Annotated in this window: 17 protein-coding genes and 1 tRNA gene; 9 read left to right on the forward strand and 9 right to left on the reverse strand. The window is 71.3% G+C overall.

What is annotated here, in order from left to right; genetic code table 11:
* Window positions 1-65: 65 nt before the first annotated feature.
* Entirely contained in the window at window positions 66-362 is a 297-nt protein-coding gene (locus WME75_RS23685; RefSeq protein WP_437475571.1) for a hypothetical protein, read from the forward strand.
* Window positions 363-375: 13 nt separating this feature from the next.
* Here WME75_RS23685 and WME75_RS23690 read toward each other — a convergent pair whose 3' ends face one another.
* Both WME75_RS23690 and WME75_RS23695 read right to left on the reverse strand, forming a co-directional pair.
* Window positions 376-1,710 carry a serine/threonine-protein kinase gene (locus WME75_RS23690; protein ID WP_437475574.1) on the reverse strand — a complete coding sequence of 445 codons (1,335 nt, stop codon included), beginning with the start codon at window positions 1,708-1,710 and terminating at the stop codon, window positions 376-378.
* The gene (locus WME75_RS23695; RefSeq protein WP_437475577.1) at window positions 1,707-2,933 is read right to left on the reverse strand and encodes an FHA domain-containing protein; all 1,227 of its coding nucleotides are present in this window, start codon (window positions 2,931-2,933) and stop codon (window positions 1,707-1,709) included. The genes WME75_RS23690 and WME75_RS23695 overlap by 4 nt, the downstream gene beginning before the upstream one ends.
* Before the next feature lie 105 nt (window positions 2,934-3,038).
* On the opposite strand from WME75_RS23695, the gene pilB reads away from it, so the two are divergent.
* The 6 genes from pilB to WME75_RS23725 all read left to right on the forward strand — a co-directional run bounded on the left by pilB (window position 3,039) and on the right by WME75_RS23725 (window position 10,231).
* Window positions 3,039-4,739, forward strand: coding sequence for a type IV-A pilus assembly ATPase PilB (gene pilB, locus WME75_RS23700; RefSeq protein WP_437475580.1), 1,701 nt, complete (start codon window positions 3,039-3,041; stop codon window positions 4,737-4,739).
* 3 nt (window positions 4,740-4,742) lie between these two features.
* Complete coding sequence (locus WME75_RS23705) at window positions 4,743-5,882, forward strand: type IV pilus twitching motility protein PilT (RefSeq protein WP_437475583.1); 1,140 nt, start codon at window positions 4,743-4,745, stop codon at window positions 5,880-5,882.
* Between the two features lie 204 nt (window positions 5,883-6,086).
* Entirely contained in the window at window positions 6,087-6,779 is a 693-nt protein-coding gene (gene lexA / locus WME75_RS23710; RefSeq protein ID WP_437475586.1) for a transcriptional repressor LexA, read from the forward strand.
* Window positions 6,780-6,932: 153 nt separating this feature from the next.
* Window positions 6,933-7,211: a DUF4398 domain-containing protein gene (locus WME75_RS23715; protein WP_437302040.1), complete on the forward strand. Its 279-nt coding sequence runs from the start codon at window positions 6,933-6,935 to the stop codon at window positions 7,209-7,211.
* Between the two features lie 8 nt (window positions 7,212-7,219).
* Window positions 7,220-8,374 (forward strand): OmpA family protein, encoded by a 1,155-nt coding sequence (locus WME75_RS23720; protein WP_437475588.1) that lies wholly within the window; start codon window positions 7,220-7,222, stop codon window positions 8,372-8,374.
* Between the two features lie 246 nt (window positions 8,375-8,620).
* Window positions 8,621-10,231 (forward strand): hypothetical protein, encoded by a 1,611-nt coding sequence (locus WME75_RS23725; RefSeq protein WP_437475589.1) that lies wholly within the window; start codon window positions 8,621-8,623, stop codon window positions 10,229-10,231.
* A 92-nt stretch (window positions 10,232-10,323) separates the two neighbouring features.
* Here the strand turns inward: WME75_RS23725 and WME75_RS23730 are convergent, their stop codons facing one another.
* Window positions 10,324-10,689 carry a PilZ domain-containing protein gene (locus WME75_RS23730; protein WP_437475591.1) on the reverse strand — a complete coding sequence of 122 codons (366 nt, stop codon included), beginning with the start codon at window positions 10,687-10,689 and terminating at the stop codon, window positions 10,324-10,326.
* Window positions 10,690-10,941: 252 nt separating this feature from the next.
* Between WME75_RS23730 and WME75_RS23735 the strand changes: the two genes are divergently transcribed.
* Together WME75_RS23735 and WME75_RS23740 are read left to right on the forward strand one after the other, a co-directional pair.
* On the forward strand, window positions 10,942-12,513 hold the full coding sequence (locus tag WME75_RS23735) for a TIGR02266 family protein (RefSeq protein ID WP_437475593.1): 1,572 nt from the start codon (window positions 10,942-10,944) through the stop codon (window positions 12,511-12,513).
* A gap of 39 nt (window positions 12,514-12,552) precedes the next feature.
* Window positions 12,553-13,518 carry a hypothetical protein gene (locus WME75_RS23740; protein ID WP_437475594.1) on the forward strand — a complete coding sequence of 322 codons (966 nt, stop codon included), beginning with the start codon at window positions 12,553-12,555 and terminating at the stop codon, window positions 13,516-13,518.
* A gap of 264 nt (window positions 13,519-13,782) precedes the next feature.
* Here WME75_RS23740 and WME75_RS23745 read toward each other — a convergent pair.
* The 6 genes from WME75_RS23745 to secF all read right to left on the reverse strand — a co-directional run bounded on the left by WME75_RS23745 (window position 13,783) and on the right by secF (window position 20,750).
* Window positions 13,783-13,854: transfer RNA gene (locus WME75_RS23745), tRNA-Val, on the reverse strand.
* 386 nt (window positions 13,855-14,240) lie between these two features.
* Entirely contained in the window at window positions 14,241-15,440 is a 1,200-nt protein-coding gene (locus WME75_RS23750; protein ID WP_437475596.1) for a pyridoxal phosphate-dependent aminotransferase, read from the reverse strand.
* A gap of 237 nt (window positions 15,441-15,677) precedes the next feature.
* On the reverse strand, window positions 15,678-16,793 hold the full coding sequence (locus tag WME75_RS23755) for an MlaD family protein (RefSeq protein WP_437475597.1): 1,116 nt from the start codon (window positions 16,791-16,793) through the stop codon (window positions 15,678-15,680).
* A 35-nt stretch (window positions 16,794-16,828) separates the two neighbouring features.
* Window positions 16,829-17,608 (reverse strand): ABC transporter ATP-binding protein, encoded by a 780-nt coding sequence (locus tag WME75_RS23760; protein WP_437475599.1) that lies wholly within the window; start codon window positions 17,606-17,608, stop codon window positions 16,829-16,831.
* 40 nt (window positions 17,609-17,648) lie between these two features.
* Window positions 17,649-19,424, reverse strand: a complete 1,776-nt coding sequence (gene recJ, locus WME75_RS23765) for a single-stranded-DNA-specific exonuclease RecJ (protein ID WP_437475601.1) — start codon at window positions 19,422-19,424, stop codon at window positions 17,649-17,651.
* An 84-nt stretch (window positions 19,425-19,508) separates the two neighbouring features.
* Window positions 19,509-20,750 carry a protein translocase subunit SecF gene (gene secF / locus WME75_RS23770; RefSeq protein ID WP_437475603.1) on the reverse strand — a complete coding sequence of 414 codons (1,242 nt, stop codon included), beginning with the start codon at window positions 20,748-20,750 and terminating at the stop codon, window positions 19,509-19,511.

The raw sequence follows: 20,750 nt of genomic DNA on the forward strand, positions 1-20,750 counted from the left end.
GGCGTGCAACTCCGACGCGGCGCAAGGTCCCCCCGTACGAGACAACCCGCCGGGAGAGAGCACGCATGAGCAAAGGCAGGGGTCGTTGGTGGACGGAAGTACCCGGCAGCTCCGGAGGAGCTCGCGCTGCGTCATTCGCGCTCGCGGTCGCCCTCGCCTCGGGCTGTGGGGGCGCGTGCGACGAGGCCGAAGACCACATGGAGGAGTGCGGCTTCCCGGGCAGCGACCTCTCCAGCGAGGCGTCGTGCGAGGGCCCCGTCCGTTGCGCGTCGGCCTGCGCCGCGGAGGTGCCCTGCGGCGCGTTCGACGGAACGGACGCGGCCGCGCGCGATCGGTACACGCGCTGCCTCGACACGTGCTGAGGCGTCGCGGAGCTCAGCAGACGGCCCGGACGAGCGCCGCGCCGTCCTGCGGCCGCTCGTCGTCCCGGCCGAGGCACCGCAGCGAGACCTCCTTCCAGGGAGCCAGCCCCTCGCCCCCGAGCGGCTCGAGACGCACGAGGACGTCCTCGAGCACGCGGCCGTAGCCATAGATATCATCGCGCGGGTCGCTCGGCCGCCCGGCGAGCCGCTCCGGCGAGACGTACCCCGGGCTGCCGCCGGCCGACGGCGCGCCGCGGGGCCGGGCCAGCCCGAAGTCGCTGAGCACGGGCTCGGCGAGGGTGCGCAGGAGCACGTTGGCCGGCTTGACGTCGGCGTGGACGTAGCCGCGCTCATGGATGCGGGCGAGCGCGCGGGCGAGCGCGCGCGCCCACCGCGCGACGGGCGCGAGCGCCGCCGCGTCGCCGGCGCGAAGCACGTCCCGGACCGAGCCGCGCGGGATCCACTCGAGCGCGATCCACCCCTCGTCGGGGTCCGCGTCGAACACCCGCACCACGCCGGGGCCCGCGAGCGCCGCGACGAGCCGCACCTCGCGGGTCAGGTGCGACCGGTCGCCGCCGCGCCCGTGGTAGACCTTGAACCCGACGCGCCGGCCGAGCACCTCGTCCTCGGCCTCGTAGACGGCGCCGGCGCCGCCGCGCGCCACCTCGCGGAGCAGGCGGAACGGGGTCTTGCCCGCCGAGGGCGCGACGACGGTCACGTCCTCCACGCGGGCCGCCGCGGGCCGCTCCGCGCCGAGCGCCGACCGCCAGCGGTGGTGGCGCTCGCGCGCGCCGGGCGCGTCGATCTCCCGGGCGAGCACCCGCTCGATCGCGCCGACCGCCCGCGGGAGCTGCCCCAGAGACGCGTAGAGGTCGGCCGCGAGGACGAGCCCCTCGGTCGAGGACACCGGCTGCGCGCGCGACGCGCCGCCGCGCTCGCGCGACGCGGCGCCCTCGAGCACGGAGAGCGCGCCCAGCTCGTCGCCCCGGGCCGCGAGCAGGTCGGCGCACGCCACCCGGATCGGATCCGGCAGCACCCGCTCTGCCATCGCCGCCACGAGGTGCGCCACGGCCTCGGCCTCCCGCAGCGTCCCGCGCGCGCGCCGCAGGATCGCGATCACCTCGTCCGTCGAGGGCGCGTCCCGCCTGCCGGAGCTCCGCAGGCGCGCGATGTCGTCGCCGCCGTCCTCGCGCGTCGCGCGCCCCCGCGTGTCCGCCGCCGGCCGCGCCGGGTGCGCGCCGCGCTCGGCGTCCGGCGCGTCCGGCGCAGCGCCGCCGGGCGGCGGCGCGCCGCCCTCCGCCGCGCCGCCGCCGCCGAGCCGCTCCTTGAGCCGCCGCCACAGGCTCATGCCGGCCCGCCCTCCGCGCCGCCGTCGCGCCGCATCGACGCGGCCTGGCCCGCCGCGGGCAGCCGGAAGACCGGCGTCCCGCCGCGCGACGCGGCGATCGCGTCGCCCGCGCAGAGCTCGACGGACGGCGCGAGCTGGTAGTCGCCGAGGAACGGCGGCGGCGCCCCCGGCGGCGTCTTCAGCGCGACGAACGCCGAAGCGCCCGCCCGATCGAGGCGGAGCCGCCACGGCCCGACCGGCAGATCGCCGAGCGGCGCCGTGAAGCGCTCGCCCGCGATCTCCACCACGCAGCCCTGCCCGATCCCGGGCGCGATCGCGCACGGCACCTCCCCGCCGAGCAGGATCTGCACGCCGCGGCCGACGGGCAGCGGCGTCGTGAGCCGCGCGCCGGCCAGCGTCGTGCCGTTGCGCGTCCCCAGATCTTCGACCTCGATGCCGGACGGGCCGCGCCGGATCCGCACGTGCGTCCTGCTGACGGCGCGGGACGCGATGACGAGGGTCGCCTCGCCGCGGCCGATCGTGACCTCGTCACCGAGGGCGCACCGCACGAGGGCGCCGCCGAGCTCGATCGAGAGGAGCGGCCCCGCGAGGAGCCGCGCCCGGATCGCGCGCAGCGCGTCGGCCACCTGCTCACCGCCGCGGCCCCCGCCGACCCACGCCTCGGCCACCGCGATCGCCTCGCGGCGCTCGGCCATCCGGTCGAGATCCGCGATCCTCGTCAGCGCCGCCGCGAGCTCGCGCTGGTCCCTCTCGGTCGTCATCGAGACGCGGAGCCGCTCCTCGAGCCGGTCGATCGCGCCCGCCGCGGCCAGCACGCGCGTCTCCGACTCGGCGTCGCCGACCAGGGCGTACGCGTCCGCCGCTCGCTCGAGCTCACCCGCCGCCTCGAGCTCGCGCGCGACCGCCAGCACCTCGCTCCGCATCGCGCTCGCCTCCCGCGCGCGCACCAGATCGAACGCGAGCATCGCCTTGCGCCCGAGCGCCGCGCGCTTCAGCTCGGGGCTCTCCGCCGTGCGGAACGCCGACGCGCAGAAGGCGATCCGCTTCTCGACGCTCCGCTCGGCGTCGGCGCGGAGGAGCAGGACCCGGGCGGCGTCGTCCGGCATCCCGGCCTCGAGATACAGCTCGACCGCCCCCGCGAGATCGCCGGCGAGCTCCCTGGCCTCTGCCGCCCGGCGCCGGCTGTCCCCCCGCTTGAGCCCGAACCACTCAAAGAGACTCACGCAGCGCCATCCTCACCACCAGCCCCCATCCTACCCTTGATGCGCGCCGGCCCCAACCGCCAGCGTTGACTCCCTCCCTCGCCACCCGCAGGATTTGCGGCCTCGATGTCGACCACCAACCGCCTCGGCGAACTGCTCGTCCGCGAAAAGCTCATCAGCCTCCAGCAGCTCAGGCAAGCCCAGGAGGAGCAGCGCAAGACAGGTCAGAACCTCGGCTACGCCCTCGCCAAGCTCGGGTACATCTCCGACGGCGAGATCACGAGCTTCCTCTCGACGCAGTACCGCGTCCCGGCCGTCGCCCTCGACGAGTACGAGATCGACGCGGAGGTCTCGCGCCTCGTCTCGCGGGACGTCTGCGAGAAGCACAAGATCATCCCGATCTCCCGGTCGGGGACGGCGCTCGTCGTGGCGATGGCCGATCCGACGAACCTCCACGCCATCGACGACATCAAGTTCCTCACGGGCTTCAACGTCGAGCCCGTCGTCGCGTCCGAGACGGGCATCACGGAGGCGATCGAGCGCTCCTACAACGTCGGGCCCTCCTACGACGAGGTGCTGAGCGAGTTCGGGGAGGAGGAGGTCGGCTTCCAGGTCGAGGCCGACGACCTGAACGTCCTCGAGCTGGAGAAGGCGGCCGAGGGCGCGCCCGTGGTCCGGCTCGTCAACGCGATCCTCCTGAACGCCATCAAGAAGGGCGCGAGCGACATCCACGTCGAGCCGTACGAGAAGAAGCTCCGCGTCCGCTACCGCATCGACGGCGTGCTGATGGAGGAGATGCAGCCGCCGATCAAGTTGAAGAACGCGATCGCGAGCCGCCTCAAGATCATGAGCTCGCTCGACATCGCCGAGCGGAGGCTCCCGCAGGACGGCCGCATCAAGCTGAAGATGGGCCGGGGCCGGGAGATGGACTTCCGCGTCTCCGTGCTCCCGACGATCTGGGGCGAGAAGATCGTCCTCCGCCTCCTCGACAAGGGGAACCTGCAGCTCGACATGGCGAAGCTCGGCTTCGACCCGAAGCCGCTCGGGGACTTCAAGTGGGCGATCGGCCAGCCGTGGGGCATGGTCCTCGTCACCGGCCCGACCGGCTCCGGCAAGACGACGACGCTCTACTCGGCGCTCTCGGACCTGAACCAGATCGGCTCGAACATCAGCACCGCCGAGGATCCGGTCGAGTACAACCTGCACGGCATCAACCAGGTGCAGATGCACGACGAGATCGGGCTCAACTTCGCGATGTCGCTGCGCTCCTTCCTCCGGCAGGACCCGGACATCATCATGGTCGGCGAGATCCGCGACTTCGAGACCGCCGAGATCGCCGTCAAGGCGGCGCTCACCGGCCACCTCGTGCTCTCGACGCTGCACACGAACGACGCGCCCTCGACGATCTCGCGCCTGCTCAACATGGGCGTCGAGCCGTTCCTCATCACCGCCAGCGTGAACCTCGTGCTCGCCCAGCGCCTCGCGCGCAAGATCTGCACCGACTGCCGCGTCCCGCTGCGCCTGGACTCGTCGGTGCTCCTCGACTTCGGCTTCACCGAGCAGCAGGTGGCGCGCGCGGAGCTCGTCCGCGGCGGGGGCTGCAAGACGTGCAACGGCTCCGGCTACAAGGGCCGCGTCGCGCTCTACGAGGTCATGCGCTTCACCGACTCGCTGAAGGAGATGGTCCTCCAGGGCGCGTCCACGGCCGAGCTCAAGGCCGCGGCCATCAAGGGCGGGATGCTGACGCTCCGGATGAGCGGGATCGAGAAGGTGCTGGCAGGCGTCACCACGACCGAGGAGGTCGGCCGCGTGACGATGGGGGACTAGCGCATGACCACCGAGCTTGTCGGACAGCAGGAGGGCCTCAGGTACACGCTCCAGCAGCTCCTCCGCGCGATGGTGGAGAAGGGCGCGAGCGACATGCACATCACGAGCGGCACGCCGCCGCTCCTGCGCATCGACGGCACGGTGGTGCCGCTCAAGCTCCCGCCGCTGATGCCGAGCGACACGAAGCAGCTCTGCTACTCGGTGCTGAACGAGGAGCAGGTGGCGACGTTCGAGCAGCGCAGCGAGCTCGATCTGTCGTTCGGCATGAAGGGGCTCGCCCGCTTCCGCGCGAACATCTACATGCAGCGCGGCGCCGTGGCGGCCGCCTTCCGGCAGATCCCCTTCCGGATCATGAACTTCGACGAGCTGGGCCTGCCGCCGGTCGTGCTCGACATCACCGCCAAGCCCCGCGGCCTCGTGCTCGTGACCGGCCCGACCGGCTCGGGCAAGACGACCACGCTCGCGAGCATCATCGACAAGATCAACTCCGAGCAGCGCCTCCACATCCTCACGATCGAGGATCCGATCGAGTACCTGCACCCGCACAAGCTCTCGCTCGTGAACCAGCGCGAGATCGGCTCCGACACCGCCTCGTTCAAGGACGCCCTGCGTTACGCCCTGCGTCAGGATCCGGACGTCGTGCTCGTCGGCGAGATGCGCGACCTGGAGACGGTCGAGTCGGCGCTGACGATCGCCGAGACGGGCCACCTCGTGTTCGCCACGCTCCACACGAACTCGGCGATCTCGACGATCAACCGCATCATCGACGTCTTCCCGCCGCACCAGCAGTCGCAGGTGCGCCAGCAGCTGTCGTTCACGCTCGTCGCCGTGATGACGCAGCTGCTCCTGCCGCGCGCGAACGGCCCGGGGCGCGTCATGTCGATGGAGGTCATGATCCCGAACGCCGCGATCCGGAACCTCATCCGGGAGGACAAGCTCCACCAGATCTACTCGCAGATGCAGGTGGGCCAGTCCGGCAGCGGCATGCAGACGATGGCGCAGTCGCTCATCTCCCTCTACCAGCGCCGGATGATCACGCTGGAGGAGATGTTCGCCGCCGCCACCGACGCAGACGAGATCCGGGCGATGCTCGAGCCCCGCCAGGCCATGAGCTCGCGGAACAACCTCCCGAAGCCGACCTGAAGCCGACGTGATCCGAGGCCCCTGCCCTTCGGTTCACCCTGCACGCTCGACGCGCCCCCCGGCTCACCGCGCGGCCGCCGCCACGGGGTCACCCGCGCCCGCGCGCCGCGCCGGCTCCCCGAAGATCGCGGCAAATTCGGCCCTGTGGAGAGAGACCTCCACACTTTTTTGACATCTACCCAACCGTTCAGTAGGTTCCGCCCGATGCAGGGGCTCACCGAGCGGCAACAGCAGGTGCTTCACTATATCCGGCAGTCGATCACCGAGCGCGGGTACCCGCCGACGCTCCGTGAGATCGGCGCGCATATGGGGATCCGCTCGACGAACGGGGTGAACGATCATCTCCGGGCGCTCGAGCGCAAGGGCTACCTCACCCGCGAGGACATGAAGTCGCGCGCCCTCCGGCCGCGCGACCTCGACGGCGGCGGCACGAACGGCGGCGCCGAGCTCCGCGGCGCGCTGGTGGCCGGCGGCAACGACGCCCCTGCGAACGACCAGGACGACTCTCTCGTCGAAATCGCGGTCGTCGGCCGGATCGCCGCGGGCCTGCCGCTCCTCGCCGAGGAGCACGTCCTCGATACGGTCCGGATCGAGCGGACGCTCGTGCGCGGCGGGCGCGAGGTGTTCGGCCTGCGCGTCACGGGCGACTCGATGATCGAGGCGGGCATCTTCAGCGGCGACTACATCTTCGTGCGCCGGCAGCTCACCGCGCAGCGCGGCGACATCGTGGTGGCGCTGATCGGCGACGAGGCGACCGTGAAATATTTCTTCCCCGAGAAGGACTACGTGCGCTTCCAGCCGGCCAACGCGGCGATGGCGCCCATCCTGGTCCGGGCGAGCGATTTCAAGCCCGCGATGCTCCTCGGCGTGGTCGTGGGCGTCTACCGGAAGCTCTAACCTCCTCTCCTTTTCCCGAGCCGGTTGACGCGCGCCGAGCGCCCTTGATAGCGTCGCGACGACCGGGCGGACGGTCCAAGGGCCCGCTCCAGAAAGAACGCGATCGTGACGACGCACGGGCGGCGATTCGGGATTTGGATTTCAGGCGCGGGCATGGTGCTCGCGGCCGCTCTCACGAGCGGCTGCGGCGGCGCCATCTACGCATTCACCGCGAACTCGGCCTCGAGCAAGCTCGAGACGGCGGAGGCGCTCGGCGCGGCGAAGTACGCCCCGTACGAGTACTACACCGCGCGAGAGCACCTCTGGAAGGCGCGCGAGGAGGCCGCGGCCGCCGACTACGGCGACGCGATCGACTTCGCCGACGTCGCGGAGGAGTACGCGGACAAGGCGATCACCCTGGCGAAGCAGGCACACGAGGGCGCGGGTCGATGAGCATTCGGATGAAGCGTCGACCTTCCCACCGCGCTCGTCGCGCCGGCGCCGGCGCCATCGCCGTCGTGATGATCGCGGGGTCCGCGCTCTCGTGCGCGCAGGTGCCGGTCATGCGCGGCGACATCGAGGCGCTGAGCACCATCGCGAAGCAGGCGGAGCGCAACGGCGCGCTCCGCTGCGCGCCGCGCGAGCTGGCGATGGCGAAGTCGCACCTGTCGTTCGCCAAGGTCGAGCTCGATCAGGGCTTCTTCGCCCGCGCCAAGGAGCACCTCGACATCGCGAAGGCGAACACGCACGCCGCCTACGATCTCTCGCCGCCGCAGAAGTGCGCCGAGCGCGGGTTCATCGAGGAGGCGCCGCCCACGCCCGGCGACTGCGACGGCGACGGGCTGCTCGATCCGCAGGACAAGAAGTGCCCCTGCGACGCCGAGACGTGGAACGGCTTCCAGGACGACGACGGCTGCCCGGACGATCCGGACACCGACGGCGACGGCATCACGGACGGCAAGGACAGCTGCGTGCTCCTGCCCGAGGACAAGGACGGCTACCTCGACGAGGACGGCTGCCCCGAGCTCGACAACGATCTCGATACGGTCCCCGACCTGAACGACAAGGACAGCACCGGCAAGAACTGCATGAACGAGCCGGAGGACCCGGACGGCTACGAGGACGCCGACGGCTGCCCGGAGCCGGACAACGACCAGGACACGGTGGTCGATCTCGAGGACCAGTGCCCGAACGAGCCAGGCGTGGTCGGCGGGGACAAGCCGGGCTGCCCGAAGAAGCCGAGCCTGGTCATCGTCACCGAGAAGGAGATCAAGATCACGCAGCAGATCCACTTCGAGTTCGACAGGGACAAGATCCGGCCCGAGAGCTTCCCGATCCTCGACGCCGTGGTGGAGGTCCTCCAGCAGAACCCGAAGATCAGGATCGAGATCCAGGGGCATACCGACAACAAGGGCGCCGCGGCGTACAACAAGAAGCTGTCGGATCGGCGCGCGGCCTCGGTGAAGAAGTACCTCGTGGCCAAGGGGGTCGACGAGGCCCGGCTGACGTCGAAGGGCTACGGGATGGAGCAGCCGATCGTGCCGAACACGTCCGATCAGAACCGCGCCCTGAACCGGCGCGTGCAGTTCGTCCGCACGGAAGGTGGCGCGCAGTAGTCAAGCAGCTGCTGGCGCGCCGCCCGGCGTGTCGGGGTACGCGCGATCTCGACCGCGCCGTCCTGGAGCCGGGGACCCGGCTCGGATCCTGAAAAGCAAGAGCTTCTCCCCAGCATTTCCTGGAGGTTCGAACCCGTGTCTCTTTGTCGCTCACGCCGCGCTCGCCTCGCGTTCGCACTGACTTCGCTGCTCGTCCTCGGCGCGCCGGCGGCGGCCAGCGCCGCCGGTGAGAGGGACGCGGAGGCGATGAAGCTGCACAACCAGGCGATGGACGACGACTATCTCTCTGTCGAGTTCGACAAGGCGGAGAAGAAGCTCAAAGACGCCCTGAAGAAGTGCGCGAAGAGCGCGTGCTCGAAGCCGGTGATCGGCAAGCTGCACATCGCGCTCGGCACGGTGTACGGCGGCGGCGACAAGCTGGATCAGGCCAAGGCGGAGTTCGTGCTGGCGCTCCGGGCCGACCCGAAGGCGGCGCTCATCGACGCGCTGACGACGACCGAGCTGGCCCAGGCGTTCAAGGACGCCCAGAAAGAGGCGCAGCGCGAGGGCGGCAGGCCCGCGAAGGCCGCCGCGGGGGATGTTCCGCACACGCCGGTGGCGGAGCAGGCGGTGAACACGCCGGTGCCCGTCTATGTCGAGATCCCGGAGGAGATCGACGCGTCCAAGGCGACGGTGCGGTACAAGCCGTTCGGCTCGCCCAAGTGGAAGTCGCTCGAGATGACGAGCATGGCGAGCGGCTTCGGGGCGGAGATCCCCTGCGAGGATGCCACGACGACCGGCGAGCTCCGGTATTTCGTGATCCTGCGGGACGAGGCGGGCGACCCGGTGGGCACCGCCGGTTCGATGCAGGCGCCGCACCGGGTGCCGATCAAGAACGAGATCGATCAGGAGCCGTCTCTCCCCGGCCAGGAGCCGCCACAGCGGTGCGCCGCGAAAGAGGATTGCCCCCCTGGCCTGCCCGGTTGCCCCGAGGCCGGCGGTGAGCGTGGGGACAAGGACTGGGGTTCGGCCTGCGAGGAGACCGTGGAGTGCCAGTCCGGGCTCGTCTGCCTGAACGGGACCTGCGAGCAGGGGACCGAAGGCGGGGGCGGTGAAGCCGCCAGCGGCAAGGGCAAGGGCAACCGCAACGTGATCGGCCTCTGGGGTGGGCTCGACCTGCTCCTCGTGCGCGGCACGGATTACGTCTGCTCGGGCAGCGACGCCGCCTACGCCTGCTTCTATCCGGGCAGCGACGGCAAGCAGTTCTACGGCGAGCCGGCGGATCTCCCCGGAACGAACGGGGTCAAGGGTGGCCTGAGCCTCGCTGGCGGACGTGTGATGTTGTCCTACGACCGGCAGCTCTTCGCGAGCCTGCCGCTGCTCGTGGGTGTGCGGGTTGGATTTGCCTTCGGCGGCTCGCCGACCTCCGCGGAAGAGCCGACGTCGTGGGGAGGGGCGCAGAACCCGCATCTCCAGGCGCTCAGCTTCCTGCCGCTCCACGGGGAGCTCCGCGCCACGTACTTCCTCCTGGGAGATCGGATTGTCGAGAAGGGTGGATTCCGCCCGTATGGGTTCCTGTCGCCCATTGGTCTGGCCCAGGTGAACGCCTCGGTGCCAGTGGATGTGTGCGATCGTCGGAGGGAGGACGGCTCGCTGCAGGAGGGGAGCGGCAGCAACAGGTGTCCGTCGGACACCCGTTTCGTCGAGGACCTCGACGCCTACCAGATCACCGGTCGGAACTTCTCGGCGGCCGGTGCCGGCGTGGTCTATGGCATCACCCCGCACTTCGGTGTGTCCGCCGAGGTGAAGGTCATGCTGATGTGGCCGACGCTCGGCCTCGTCCTAGCGCCCACCATCGGCCCGGTCTTCGCCCTCTAGCCCCCCGCGCCATTCCCGCCCCCGCAGCGACCTTCTCGCCACGCAGGCGCGCTCCGCCACGACGCCAAGCCTCCCCCGTTCCCCCCCCGGCGCTAGAGGTCGAAGCGTTCGGTGCCGAGTAGCTGGTAGAGCGCGTAGAGCGCCCCGGCGTCGTGATGCTCGAAGCGAACGCCCCCGCGGGCCGGTCTCCCCGCCGGCCCGCGGCGGATCCAGGCGATCCGGCCGCGGAGGCTCAGCGGGTCCCAGAGGTTCGGGGTGGTGACCTCGAGCGTCACCGAGGCCTCGGGATCCAGGAGCTCGGACGCGAGCTGAGCCTCGGACAGCTCGATGCCGGCGCCGCCCAGCCCCAGATCGCGGATGCGAACGCCGTGCTCCTCGAACGACTGCCTATCGCGCAGCGTCGCCCCAAGATCGACGCGTCGCCGCGCATGAGCGCGAAAGTGGTCCCGGACTGCCATCCCGGCGCATTCTCCAGTCGGCGCGAACATATCACGAGAGGCGCGCGCACAGGCTCGGTTCACCAAGCCCTGCAACGCAGGGGCACGGGCGCGAGCACGCGCGCACGAACAGCGTGCTCGCCCGGTGGCCCATGGCCGCGTTCGGTAAAGCGACCGTCACGTGTTAGCCTTTGGGCTTCGCGGCGAACCTTGGGTAACATGCGGACGAGATCCGCAGGAGCGAGTCGCGAAGTAGACGGGAGTTCTACCCTGATGGCCCAGGACACACGCAAAGATCCGCGAGCGAGGGTGCTGCAGATGACCGTGCGCTACAAGAGCGCCACGGTCGACGAGTTCATCGAGCACCACTCGCATGACGTGAGCCGGGGCGGCATCTTCATCAAGACGCCGTCGCCCTTCCCCGCCGGCACGCTGCTCAAGTTCGAGATCCGTCTGCTGGACGAGCAGGCCGTCATCGCCGGCGTCGGTCGCGTCGTATGGAAGCGGGAGCCTGCGCAGGGGAGCGACGCGCACCCGTCCGGCATGGGCGTGAAGTTCATCAAGATCGACGAGAAGTCCAAGGCCGTCATCACCCGCCTGGTCGACGCGCAGCAGGGCGCCGGATCGGCGTTCGAGGCCGGCATCACCGACCTGGGCGACGAGGCGCCGGAGCCCGCGGCGGCGACGGCGACGGCGACGGCGCCCGCGCCGCAGGCCGAGACTGCGGCCGCGAAGGCCGCGCAGGTGAAGCGGGCGTCGACGATGCTGGGGCTCGGCTCGATCGGGGCGACCTCGAAGGGCGACGCGGGCAAGGGCGACGCGATGAAGAAGGCCGACCCCGTGGAGGCCGGCGGCTTTTTCCCGCAGACGAACCCCGAGAAGGAGATGCCGCCGCCCGACGAGCGGACGATGATGAAGCAGGCGGCCGAGCTGCTGAAGCAGGCGCTCGCCGAGGCCGGCGGCTCGCTGGATGAGATCGGCGCGTCCAAGGAGCCGCTCATCGCCACCCCGCCGAAGAAGGCCGAGCCCGCGCCGGTGCCGAAGCAGGAGCGGGCGAAGCCGCTGGCCGAGCCAGCGGCCGTTCCGGTCGCGGCGGTCGCGCAGCTGGCGAACGAGAGGGAAACGCGGGACGATCTACCCGCGGCCGAGGCGAGAGCAGCCAAGGTCTCCGCGGCGAAGAGGCCGGCGGAGGAGGCGGACAGGACGCCGGCCGAGGAGCTGCACGGCAAGCCCGCGCGCCAGGAAGAGAAGGCGGCCGACGAGCCGGCCAGGGCAAAGCCTGTGGCCGCCAAGCCGAAGGACGACAAGGCGGTCGCCGCCAAGGCCGCAGCCACGGGCAAGGCCCCGCTCGCGCAGGAAGAGGAGAGCAGCGGAACCGGACGGCTGCTCACGATCCTGCTTGTCGCGGCGGCGCTCTGCGGCGCGCTTTGGCTCGTGTTCGGCCAGAGCGACCCCAAGCCGACCGCACCCGCGCCGGCCGCGCCCGCGCCGGAGCAGCCCGCGGCGAAGCCCGAGGTTCCGGAGGAGAAGCCACGGCCGACCGAGCTCGTGCCCGCAGCAACAGACACGAGCGCGCCCACGGCGCCGGCTGCGCCCGCAGCGACCCCCGAGGTGACTGCGGCGCCTACACCCACGCCCACCGTCGAGGCCCCCACCAAGGCGACGGCGGCGCCCACGGCGACCGCCGAGCCGGCAGCGCCCACGGCGACCCCAGAGCCGGCAGCGCCCACGGCGACCCCAGAGCCCGCCGCCCCCAAGCCGGCGGCCACGCCGGCGCCCAGGCCGGCGCCCAGGCCGAGGCCGGCCGCGCCGAAGCCGCCGAAGAACGACGATCCCTACGGTTGAGGACGAGGCCGTGGGTCACCCGCGGGAGAGGCGGCGGCAATGAGCGGCTCGGGCAGTCACGTCGATGAACCGGGGCCGGGGCTGGGTCGCCCGAAGGCGGCCGCCCCCCTGGCCGCGCTGGGCCTGCTGGCCGCCACCGGCCTCGTCTGCGGCGCGGTCGCGCTCCGCAACCCGACGGCCGTGACGGTGCTCGAAGGGGAGCTCAGCGGTGCGCGGAGACCCGTGCCGACCGCCGCCCCCAGCGGCAGCGGCCGCGCCAGCGTACCGGCGCCCGAGCCGGCGGCCGCGCTCGATCCTGCGGAGCCCGAGGCCCCCGCGAAGGCGGAGCCCGCCCGCGCGCAGCCCGCGGAGCTCGAGCGCGCCCAGGCCACGGGGGTCGCTGCGCTCGGCGCGCTCGCGCAGCGGTATCCGGAAGACCCCGCGGTCCTCCGGGCGCTCGCGCTCGCGCAAGGGCGCGAGAAGTCGACGGTGGCGGCCGCGCTGCTCACGGCGACGCGGCTGTTCGAGATCGCCCCCGAGGAGACCGGGAACGACGAGCTCAAGCAGGTCATCCTGAGGGCCGCGAACGGCACCCCGGACGTCGCCCTCACGGCGCTCGATCTGATGGCCAAGCACATGGGAGGCCGCGGGCCCGACCTGCTCTACGAGGTGGTGACCGCGCCGAAGTTCGGCGATTGGCCCAGGGACCACGCGAGCACGCTGCTGCTCGACAGCAGCGTGCGTCAGCTCGCGTCGCCGGCGCTGCTCGTCGCGGACGACCTGCGCCGGCTCACGGGGTGCCCCACCAAGGCGCTGATCGCCAGGATGCGCGAGGAGGGCGATGTCCGCTCGCTCCATTACATCAAGCAGCTGCTCACCCCGCAGCGCTGCGCGGGCCAGCGGGCGCGCCGCTGCATCAAGTGCGGCGCCATCGCCAAGGAGCTGCGCGCCACGGCCGGCGTCATCGAGAGGCGCAAGAACGACAAGGCGGCAGCAACCCCGCCCGCGGCGACCCCTGCGCCCTGACGTCTGCGCCTCGCCTCGGGCACACGGGCGTCGGCCTGCGGGCCTTGTCGTCGCCGAGGTCGCGACGACAGCCAGGGGCGTCGCCTGGCAACGCGCGACGGGTCGCGACGGCACGTCCCCCGGCGCGAACGGGAGGCCCATGGCGCGTGCCGCACCACGCTCGACACGACGCATCGGCCCAGCTGCCCAGCGCCTGCCGCTGGCGGCACCGTCGCGCGGGCGACTCGATGCGTTGGACCAGCTCGCGCGGGGGGCGAATCGGGGTGGGCGCAGCAGGACTTGAACCTGCGACTTCGTCCGTGTGAAGGACGCACTCTACCGCTGAGTTATGCGCCCGATGCCAGCCGGTTGTCACCCGGCCGTTTCGGAAAGACGTGGCGCTTTTAACCCAGACATCGGCGTTCGACAAGAAGAACTCGCTGCCGACAGCGAACTTCCTCGCGGTGCTCGGCGAACCGGGCGCCAGCGGGCCGCCCCTTACGGCTCCGGCGAGAGGCTCGGCCGGGTGGCGGGGCATTTGCCCAGAGAGGTTTCACATGAAGGCGGGAAGGCGAGAAGACATGGAGATCATTCATGATTTTCTTCCCGCCTTCCCGCCTTCATGTTCAAATGATCCCACCCCCTCGACCGCGCCCCTGCTCGGTCGCGCCCTCGATCGGGCGAGGCCGGCGCCACAGCTTCGAAGCCGCGCCCCGGGGGTCGGCCCAGGGGTCCGCGATCCGTCAATCGAGCGCCGCGACGGCGCGACGGAGCGCGGCGAGGCCCGCGTCGATGTGGTCCTCGTCGCAGGCGTAGGAGAACCGAAGATAGCCGGGCGCACCGAAGGGGGTGCCGGCGACCGCGGCCACGTGCGCTTGCTCCAGCATCCACGTCGCCACGTCCTCGTCGCTCGCGAGCGTCTTCCCCTGGAAAGAGCGCCCGCAGAGCCCCCGTACGTCGGCGAACGCGTAGAAGGCCCCCTCCGGCATCCGGCAGCGCACCCCTGGGACCGCGTTGAGGCCCTCGACCATGAGCGAGCGCCGCCGGGCGAAGGCCGCGCGCATCGCGAACACAGCGTCGCGCGGGCCGTTCAGGGCGGCGACGGCGGCGGCCTGGGACACGGCGGCTGCGTTCGTGGTGCTCTGGCCCTGGACCACGTCGAGCGCCCTCGCGACCTCGGTCGGCGCGATGCTCCAGCCGACGCGCCAGCCGGTCATGGCGAAGGTCTTGCTGACCCCGTCGACGACGATCACGCGCGGGGCGAGGTCCTCCGCGAGCGCGGGGAGCGACACGTGCTGGAAGCCGTCGTACGTGAGGTCGGCGTAGATCTCGTCGATGATGATCCAGCAGTCGTGGCGCCGCAGCACGGAGGCCAACGGGAGCAGGTGCTCCTCCGCGTACGCCGAGCCGGTCGGGTTCGAGGGCGTGCACAGGACGAGCGCCTTCACCCGCGGCGACAGCGCGGCCTGGAGCGCGTCCGCCGTGAGGCGGAAGCCCGTCGCCTCGGTGGTCTCGACGATGACCGGCGTGGCGCCGAACAGGCGCACCTGCTCGGGATAGCTCACCCAGTAAGGCGCCGGGATGACGACCTCGTCCCCCGGATCGAAGAGCGCGGCGGCGAGGTTGAACAGCGCATGCTTCGCGCCGCAGCTCACGGTGATCTGGCTCGGCAGCGGCCGCCATCCGCGGTGCTGCTCGGTCGCGGCGCAGATCGCCGACTTCAGCTCGGCTGTACCGGACACGGCCGTGTAATGGGTGGCGCCGGCGTCGAGCGCGGCCTTCGCCGCGCTGCGAATCGGCTCGGGCGTGTCGAAGTCCGGCTCGCCCACGCCGAAGGAGTAGACCTCGTGTCCCTCGGCGCGGAGCCGCGCGGCCCTCGCCGCCATGGCGAGCGTTGCACTGGGCGCGACGGCCGACAGACGGTCAGCGAGCTTCGTGGGCATGGGGACAATGAGGAATAAAGGGGGGCCCGGAACAACGCAAGGCGCTACCCCCCTGGCGGTTGCGCAGGCGGCCCGGATGTGCCTCGCGCCGCGCGGGCTCCGCCGCCGTGCGCCCCGAGCGTCGCGCGCCACGCGACAGGCGCGGCGCTCGACGCCTCCCGGAAGAGCCGGCGAACGAGCCGCCGCGAAGCGGCGCAGCAGCCCGGCCACGCACGGCCGGACGCCTGACGCGCGGCCCTAGGGAGAGGGTGCCGGCGTGGCGCCGCCGACCTGGACTGCAGGCTTCTGCTCGTCCTGCTTGATCGAGTAGCGCACGAGCGCGCGGAGCACGTCGTTGCGCTGCACATTGCCGAGGAGGCTCTTCATGTCCTCGTAGATCGACGGATCCACGAGGAGCGCGCCGAGGGTCCCCTTGCCCGCCCTCATGTCGTGCACGATCGCCCGAAGGTCGCCGGTCATCGCCGTGACGTTGGCGAGCGCCTCGGCGCCGTCGCCCTTGCCGCCGTAGAGCGCGTCGTGCGCGAGGCTGTCGCTCTCGCGGATCCCCCGCAGCGTCATGGCGACCTCGTCCGCGGCGTTCCCGAACTGCTGGACCTGCTTCTGCGGGCCGTCGCCGTAGATGACGTCGTGCGCGAACCCCGGCCCCTCCTTGACGCGCGAGACGACCCCCCTCACCTCGCGCAGCGTGCTCGCGAGCTCCGTGCCGACGCGGTCGAGGCTCTGCAGGGTGCGCGAGATGCGCTCGGCCTCCTCGGGATCGGTCAGGAGGCGGTGGGGATACCCCTCCCCCTCGGTCACCTGCTTCATCAGCGTGTTCGCCGAGGCGACCGTCTCGCGGAGGTCCTTGTGCAGCCGCTCGTCGGCGATGCTCTCCGAGACCTTCTGGATGTTGTCGAGCGTCGCCTCGGCCTTCTCGGCCATCCCGGTCACCTTCCCCATCACGTCGGTCGGGACCTCGCCCGGGATGTGGCCCCCCGGCGGCACCGAATCGGGGCTCTGCCCCTTCGTGAGCTCCAGCATCTTGTCGCCGAGCAGGCCCTTGTTCGCGATCTGGGCCACGCTGTCGGTCTTGATCCGGCTCGACTCGCTCTCGACGACCTCGAGCTTCACATAGATCTTTGTGTCCTTCGGGTCCGGGCCGTAGGCGACCTCGGCGACGTGACCGATGTCGATGCCGCCCATGCGGATGGGCGCGCCCGGCTTCAGACCCTGCACATCGCCGAAGTTCGTCGTGAACTCGACGGAGGCGTCGAAGAGCCGCCGCTCGTCGCCTATCAGGAAAATGACGACGGCGGACATCACAAGGCCCGCCAGCACAAAGAGTCCGACCTTCAGATCACGCGCTCTGCCCATGCAGACGGGCATCTTGCGCGATCTTGGAGGGATCGTCACGTGCCGAGAAGCGTCTGGACGTCCTCATTCACCGGGGCGGTCCCGGTGATGAAATCGGCGACATGCGGATCTCTGGACGCCCGGAACTCGTCCGGCGTGCCGGTCGCGATGACCTCCCCGCGGTAGATCATCGCCATCCGATCCGAGATCGAGAACGCGCTCTTCATGTCGTGCGTCACCACGATGCTCGTGACGTTGAGGGCCTGCTTGAGCCCCTTGATGAGGTGGTTGATGCGCTCGGTGTTGATCGGATCGAGGCCCGTCGTCGGCTCGTCGTAGAGCAGCACCTCGGGCTGCACCGCGATGGCGCGCGCGAGGCCGACGCGCTTCTTCATGCCGCCGGACAGGTCCCCCGGGCGCATCTGCTCGATACCGGGCAGGCCGACGAGCGACAGCGCCCAGTTCACCCGGTCGGCGATCTGCGCCTCGGTCATCTCCTTGCGGAAGTGCTCGTGCAGACCGTAAGCGACGTTCCCGCCGACCGAGATCGAGTCGAACAGGGCGCCCCCCTGGAACAGCATCGCGATGCGCTGGCGCACCCCGGAGATGCGCGCCTCGCTCACGCGCGTGATCTCTTCACCGTGGAACTGGATAGATCCATCGTCCACGTCGAGCAGTCGGATGAGCAGCTTGAGCATGACGCTCTTGCCGACGCCCGAGCCGCCCATGATGGTGAGCGTCTCGCCCGGATACACATCGAGGTTCAGGTCGCGGTAGATGACCTTCGGACCGAAGGCCTTGCGCACACGCGAGAACCGGATCAGCGGCTCAGCCACGCGCCCACGCTAGCACGCCGCCGAGGCCCGCCGCGAACGCTCAGTCGGCCGCGGCGACATGCTCGATCCTGATCTCGACGGCGTCCCCGCCGCGCCAGGCGTCGCGCCGCAGGCGGCCCACCACATCGACGCTCCGGCCGGTGAACCGCGGCGCGAGCTCGCCCAGCTCGAACCCGAAGCACGAGATCTCGCGGCGGGCGAAGGTGAGCTCCAGCTTGAGGTGGCCCTTCAGGTTCCTCGCCGAGCGCACGGCCGCGCCCGGCAGGAGGACGTACGCCGGGCGGTTCCCCTCGCCGCACGGCTCGAGCCTCTCGAGATCGCGCGCCACGGCCGCCAGGTCGTCGCGATCGTCGAGCCGGACGTGGGCGGCCGCGAGCGCCGAGGCGGCGGGGAGGTCCTGCTCACGGAAGGCGTCGCACCACGCCGCCCGGAGCGCCTCGACGCGGTCGGCGCGCACCTCGACGCCGGCCGCCGCCTGGTGGCCGCCGAAGCCGACGAGCTCGGCGCGGCAAAGAGAGAGCGCGTCGTGGAGCCGCGCGCCGGCTGGACCGCGGACCGAGCCGCGCCCCTTCGCGCCCTCGAGGGCGATGACGATCGTGGGCTTGCCGAAGCGGGAGGTGACCCTGCCCGCGACGATGCCGACCACGCCGGGGTGAAAGCCCTCCCGCGCGATGACGATCGCGGGATCCCGCTCGAAGCCGGCGCGCTCGATCTCGGCGAGCGCGGACACGAGCATCTCGTCCTGGATGGCGCGCCGCTTCATCTGCGCCTGCTCCACCGTGGCGGCGAGCGCCGAGGCGGTCACGCTGTCGTGCGCGAGCAGGAGCTCCAGCGAGATGTCGGGATCGCCGAGCCGGCCGGGCGCGTTGAGGCGAGGCGCGATCCGGAAAGCGACGTCCTCGGCAGAGGCGCCGCGCCCGAGATCGAGGTTGGCGAGCGCCGCGAGCGCGCGCAGCCCGGGCCGGGGTCCGGTCTGGAGCACGCCGAGGCCGGCCCGCACGAGCGCGCGGTTGTCACCGGTCAGCGGCGCGACGTCGGCGACGGTGCCGATGGCCACGAGGTCGAGGTAGGGGCGGAGATCGAGCGACGAGCCGAGCTTCTTGCGCACGGCGGCGAGCAGCGTGAGCGCGAGCCCGCACGACGCGAGCCCCTTGTACGGGAAGCCGCAGTCGGCGCGGTGCGGGTTCAGGAACGCGAGCGCGGGGAGCGGCTCGGCCGGCACGAGGTGGTGGTCGATGACGACGCAGTCGATGCCGGCCGCGCGCGCGGCGGCCAGCCGCTCGTGATCGCTGGAGCCGCAGTCGCACGTGATGAGCAGCGTGGGGCCGGCGCGCATCACGCGCTCGAGCGCGGGCGCCGAGAGGCCGTAGCTGCCCTCGGCGCGCGTCGCGAGGAGCGGCACGACCTGGCCGGAGAGGGCGCGCAGCGCGCCCGTCATGATGGCGGTCGCGGTGATCCCGTCGCAGTCGTAGTCGCCGAAGACGGCGATCCGCTCGCCGGCGCGCACGGCGCGCGCGATCCGGTCGGCGCTCGCCTCGCGATCGGCCATGGCGTCGGGCGGCGTGAGGTGCGAGAGCCGCGGATCGAGGAAGCGCCGGGTCGCCTCGTCAGGAGCCCGGCCCGCCCGGTGCAGGATGTCCGCCACCGTGATCGACAGCCCGAGCTCGCGCGCCATCGCGAGCGCCTCGGGCGACGCCTCGCCCGGGTCCGCGATGCGCTCGGACGCGCCCGCGCCGTCCCGCGCCGCGCGCGAGGCGGGGGACGGCGCCTCGCGCTCGGGGAGCTCCTTCCAGGCTTCCGTGGAGGTGCTCGTCATCGTCAGAGGCGGTACATCGGCGCCATGGCGGCGTCCACGGCCTGGGTCCGGGCTGCGCGAGCGGCCGCGATCACGGCGAGGCGCTCAGACGACCGCGTCGGCGCGCTTCTGCGTGCGGACGCGGTTGACCTTCTTGCGCTTGCTGGAGTTCGAGCCGAAGAACTTGCGGTCGATCCACTCGGTGAGCGGCGCGGCGACGTAGATGGAGGAGTACGTCCCGACGACGATGCCGACGACGAGCGTGAACGCGAAGTCCCGGATGACGCCCGTTCCGTAGAAGAGGAACATGACGAGCGACAGGAACGTCGTGAACGACACGAGGATGGTGCGCCCGAGCATCTCGGAGAGCGAGAAGTTGATGACGGCGGCGAAGCTCATGTCGCGGTGCTTCCCCAGGTTCTCGCGGATCCGGTCGTAGACGACGACCGTGTCCGTGATCGAGTAGCCGACGATCGTGAGCAGCGCGGCGACGGTGGAGAGGGTGATCTCCCGCTGCGTGATCACCATCGCGCCGAGCGCGATGCCGACATCGTGCACCAGCGCGAGGATGCCGCCGGGCGCGAACCGGATGTCGAACCGGAACGCGATGTACGCCATGATGAAGAAGATCGTGATGAGGACGCTCTTGATGGCCGCGTCCCGCAGCTGCGCGCCGGCCTTCGGCCCGATCCACTCGACCCGGAGCGCCTGGTCGGGCACCTTGTCCGCGCCAAGGTGCTCCCGGAGGCCGTCCATCAGCTGGTCGCCCTTGGACTTCAGGTAGAGCTCGACCTTGTTGTCGCGCTCGCTCACGACGAGCGGGTTGTTCGCGCTGGGCCTGAGATCGACCCCCTCGATGCCCTCGAGCTGCTTCTTGAGGCCCTCCAGGTCGGGCGCGACGTCGTAGCGGGCGGAGATCTTGTCGCCGCCGGGGCTGAACTTGACCTCGGTGGCGCGCACCGCCTGCGGGCAGCGGTCCTCTGGGACGGAGCCGTCCTCGGGCGCCAGGCACATCCGCTCGCGCACCGCCGCCTTCTGCGGCTCCGACAGCGCGGAGACCTCGTGGACCCGGATGAGGTAGCGGTTCGGGTTGGACTGGTCCGCGACGGACACGATGTCCGGGGAGTCGAAGCCCGACTTCGAGACGGCCTCGCGCACCTCGGCGCTGGAGACCGGAGCCTTGAAGGCGACCTCGATCTCGGTGCCGCCCTTGAAATCGGTCCCGAGCTTCGGCCCCGGCACGATGAACGAGATGATCGACAGGAGGAGCAGCACCCCGCTGAGCCCGATGAAGAGCCAGCGCTTGCTCATGAAGTCGAACTGACGGCCAGGTTTGATGAGTTCCAT

This window comes from Sorangium sp. So ce1014 (genome assembly GCF_051521505.1).
Classification (GTDB): Bacteria; Myxococcota_A; Polyangia; order Polyangiales; family Polyangiaceae; genus Sorangium.